The sequence below is a fragment of the Xenorhabdus yunnanensis genome (genome assembly GCF_028598805.1).
Taxonomy (GTDB): Bacteria; Pseudomonadota; Gammaproteobacteria; order Enterobacterales; family Enterobacteriaceae; genus Xenorhabdus; species Xenorhabdus yunnanensis.
Window position 1 is genome coordinate 1 of sequence record NZ_JAQRFI010000108.1, and the last position, 3,882, is coordinate 3,882.

At 45.6% G+C, this 3,882-nt stretch carries 3 protein-coding genes; all 3 read left to right on the top strand.

Going from position 1 to position 3,882, the window contains the following annotated elements:
• Positions 1 to 56 precede the first annotated feature (56 nt).
• Positions 57 to 2,333: a DUF5906 domain-containing protein gene (locus tag PSI23_RS20545; RefSeq protein ID WP_273556817.1), complete on the top strand. Its 2,277-nt coding sequence runs from the start codon at positions 57 to 59 to the stop codon at positions 2,331 to 2,333.
• 180 nt (positions 2,334 to 2,513) lie between these two features.
• Entirely contained in the window at positions 2,514 to 2,735 is a 222-nt protein-coding gene (locus tag PSI23_RS20550; protein WP_086110873.1) for a hypothetical protein, read from the top strand.
• 184 nt (positions 2,736 to 2,919) lie between these two features.
• Positions 2,920 to 3,414 carry a hypothetical protein gene (locus tag PSI23_RS20555; RefSeq protein ID WP_273556818.1) on the top strand — a complete coding sequence of 165 codons (495 nt, stop codon included), beginning with the start codon at positions 2,920 to 2,922 and terminating at the stop codon, positions 3,412 to 3,414.
• Positions 3,415 to 3,882: the final 468 nt, after the last annotated feature.

Consider the following 3,882-nt stretch of genomic DNA (forward strand, 5'->3'; position numbering starts at 1 on the left):
AACGACACAGCACAGCACGCCCAGTTTGAAATTCATCACCGCGAGGGATTCCCGAAATGGTAAGCCATATTGATATTCGTTCGGTGAAAGCGGCGGCGCAAAATCAGTGGCAAGGGTTGTTGTCTGCCTGTGGTGTGGACGTTCCGGCAAAGGGTAAGCATGGCGCTTGCCCGATATGCGGCGGTAAAGACCGCTTTCACTTCATAGACGACCACGGGGACGGTAACTGGCATTGTCGCCAGTGTGATAACCCACATCATGGGGATGGCTTTGATTTACTGACTAAAGTCAAAGGGATCACGCTCACTGAGGCTATTAAGGTCGTTGCTGATGCGCTGTTACTTCCATTACCTGAATCTAAGCCTGTCAGAAAGGAGGCTCCAAAATCAGAGGCTCAACCAATCACCGAGAAAGTTAATAAGTTGCTTGCTCAATCCATTGCCGGGCAATCCGACTATCTGACTCAAAAGGGGCTGCAATGCCCCAATCAGCGGTTATTGAAAGATGGCTCGTTATTGCTGGTCACTCAGACGCTGGACGGCACAATCACCGGTGCTCAGATTATCAAGCCGAATGGTGATAAGCGTTTTGTGACAGGCTCGAAGAAAAAGGGGAGTTTTATCCCTTTATCGGCAATCACTGAAACGCCAGACACGTTCATCATTACTGAGGGGTATGCAACTGCTTTAACCGTCAGTCAGTTACATGAGGGCGTGGTGCTGGCTGCGATGGATGAGGGGAATTTATCCGCTGTTGCTGAACAGGTCAGGGAACGGTGGTCAACAGCAAAAATCATCCTTGCCGCCGACAATGACTGGCACTCACCGGACGAATTGGACAACAAAGGCAAGCCCAAGAAGAACGTCGGCAAGATTGCGGCAGAGAAAACCGCTAAAGCTATCGACGGATGGGTAGCGTTACCACCAACAGAGCATAAAGCCGACTGGGACGATTATCGCCAGCAGCACGGCATTGAGGCAGCAAAGCAGGCATTCAGTGAAGGGTTGTATCAGTATTATGTAGGGGCAGAGCTTGATATGTATGAACTGGGTAGCGGTGAAGTCATTACTGGAGTGGAATTAGCGATACTGGAGAGAATGAACAAAACCTATACGCATATCACCATTGGGGGTAAGCATCGGGTTGTCAGCTTAAAACCGTGTCAGGTGAACGGGGTCACGCATGTTTTCGAGGAACTGACTCAGTTTAAAAATTACTTTCTGCATGAGGGACGGATCGCTAAAAAGCTGTCACTGGGCGATGCCTGGCTGAAATGGAAAGGCAAGAACTATAAACCCAATGGTGTGGGCTTTTATCCTGAGCCTAAAAGATGCCCGGACAGCGTATATAACCTGTTTATGGGGCTGGCGGTTGAACCGATGGAGGGCGATTGCAGTGTCTACCTTAACCACATTAAACAGGTGATTTGCGCGGGTGACGAACGAGCTTACCAGTATGTACTTTCATGGCTGGCGCACTTGTTCCAGAGGCCGGATGAAAAGCCATCTGTGGCTATTGCTATGAAATCCGTACCGGGCACGGGTAAAGGGACACTTGTCAGGCCGTTGCTTGAAATACTGGGGCAATATGGCGTGCAAGTGAACGGTGCTGAACAGATCACCAATAAGTTCAATTCAATGATGGCAAACAAATTGCTTGTTTTTGCAGATGAGGCCACCGTAGCAAAAGCCAGTGATGGGGAAAAGCTGCGCGGGATCATTAGTGAACCCACGTTTAACCTTGAGCGTAAAGGCATAGACGCTGAACCTATGGTGAACTTTTCGCGCCTGATTTTTGCCAGTAACAGCACTCAGGCATTGAAAGCCGGTATCAGAGAGCGGCGTTATCTGGTGCTTGAGCCTGATGGTTCGAGGGCACAGGACAAAGCCTACTTCGATAATCTTTATCAATGGCTGAATGATAACGGGGCATCTAAGTTGCTTCACTATCTGCTGCATTACGATATCTCACAATTTGACCGCCACCGCGCACCGCAGACCGATGCACTTAAGGAAGAAATTCTGTTCGGTCTGACTGGCCTATATGCGTACCTATATGCCGAATTATCTAAAGACGAACCATTTCGGGGCATGGCAAGAATTCCTGTCAGTGAACTGATAGACAGTTATTTGCTGTGGTGCAGGGAAAATAACGAGGAAGAAACAGAGCCTGCTGCTCGTCGGCGTGTGGGTAGCACAATGGTTAAGATGGGGCTTGATAGCTCAGGCAGGCGAGGCCGGGGAATAGGTATTGTTTATGAGTTACCCAGCGTCAACGAATTGAGAGTACGTTTTGCTCAAATGATAGGTATGGGGGTAAATGATGTTTTCTAAGCTAAAACAGAAAATAACTGTGATATCTGTACCAGTTAACAATAAACATATATTTATCAATACATTGAGTTGGTACAGTTATTTAAATATCTGTGCCATATCTGTACCACAACTGTACCTATTAAAGAGAGAAGGCCAGCCAGAAAGAAACCTTTCATTCTCTGGCAGGAGGTACTCACTATGATGTCTACCCCTTTTTATGCCGTTAAAGCAGTATCCCCTACCACCGGGCAATGGCGCGTCTGGTTTGATGATGGTGATAGCGATCTGGTGGTTGCATGGGCGGTTGTTGAAATCCAGAACCACAAAGAAGATCCCTGTGAGCTGATATTACCCTGCGTGGTCTGTAAGGGGTCGATTGAGCCGACAGACCTAGGTATAGATTTAAGGCAGGAGTTTTAATCTCAATGGTACAGATACGGACAGTTATTGACAGTTATTTTTCGTATCTGTACCAACTTAATTAATTGATATAAAAGTAAAATATTTTAAGTGGTACAGATGGTACAGTTATTTCGCGTTTTTTTCATTAAATGCTAAAAACGGTTACCTACTTAATATTTTCTTGAAATTGTGAGCCATAAAAATGAAAAAATCAGAAAAACAAAGGTACATTTTAAAACTCATGGTTATTGCTTTAAATGAGGCAATAAAAAAAGAACGCATAGACCTTAACGGGCAATCCTCAAAGAACCCGCAAGAAAAGAAGTTCAGGTATCAAGAACTGGTTATTGCTGGCAGGCGAACAATCATTAATTGGTTTGATGCGGGTCATGATGAATTGCGGATTAGTGTATGGTGGGACTATCAGCCGGAAATGATGCCAACGTGGAGGAAAAAATATATCCATGACTGCGAACCAACAACCGCCACACCACAAGTAGCCAGACGATTTTTCAGGCATATACTGGGGGCGTGTGGTAGCTGCTACCTTGAGAGGAAAATAGGAAAATTTATCATTGGGGATGAAGGTAATCAATTTCTTGATGTTTACATCAATGAGGATTCTGTTTCTTATCTGAATAATATTCCAGCGGAAGAGCCGCAAGGATATAACACCCATGGATGGATTAAAGAATAGGAAAACGGGAAAAATAGAACAGGTATAAAAATGAAACGGATAAAGAGCCGCTGATAAATTGGTGGCTCCAATATCACTTTAAAATACCTGCGTTTTCTTGCGCATCTTGTCCCCCGCTCTGCGCAATAGTCTCTGAATACCCGCGTTTTCCGTCGGTTCTTACTGCGCAATTTTAGCCGTCTCACGCTGCGCAATGGCTGAATACCCCGGCTTTTCTTGGGTATCATTTTGCGCAGTTTGTTGCTTTGCGCACTTTACTTGCGCAGATGTGGCCTGAGTTTGCGCAGCAGGTTACAGGTACGAAACGGGGTTGTGATGCTTCATAGAACGGTTTTAATGTTAAGAATTGTTAGGATTTAGCGATGGGTGATCTACCGGATTGGTCTGCCAAAAGAAGTTTTTACCTTAAGATTTCTTAAGATTTCACTTATGCTATTTCTTTGGCGTATAGCGTAGAGTAAGGCATCA

Coding starts and splice junctions, on each gene's coding strand:
- PSI23_RS20545 (WP_273556817.1), top strand. CDS start 57: ATGGTAAGCCATATTGATATTCGTTCGGTGAAAGCGGCGGCGCAAAAT.
- PSI23_RS20550 (WP_086110873.1), top strand. CDS start 2,514: ATGATGTCTACCCCTTTTTATGCCGTTAAAGCAGTATCCCCTACCACC.
- PSI23_RS20555 (WP_273556818.1), top strand. CDS start 2,920: ATGAAAAAATCAGAAAAACAAAGGTACATTTTAAAACTCATGGTTATT.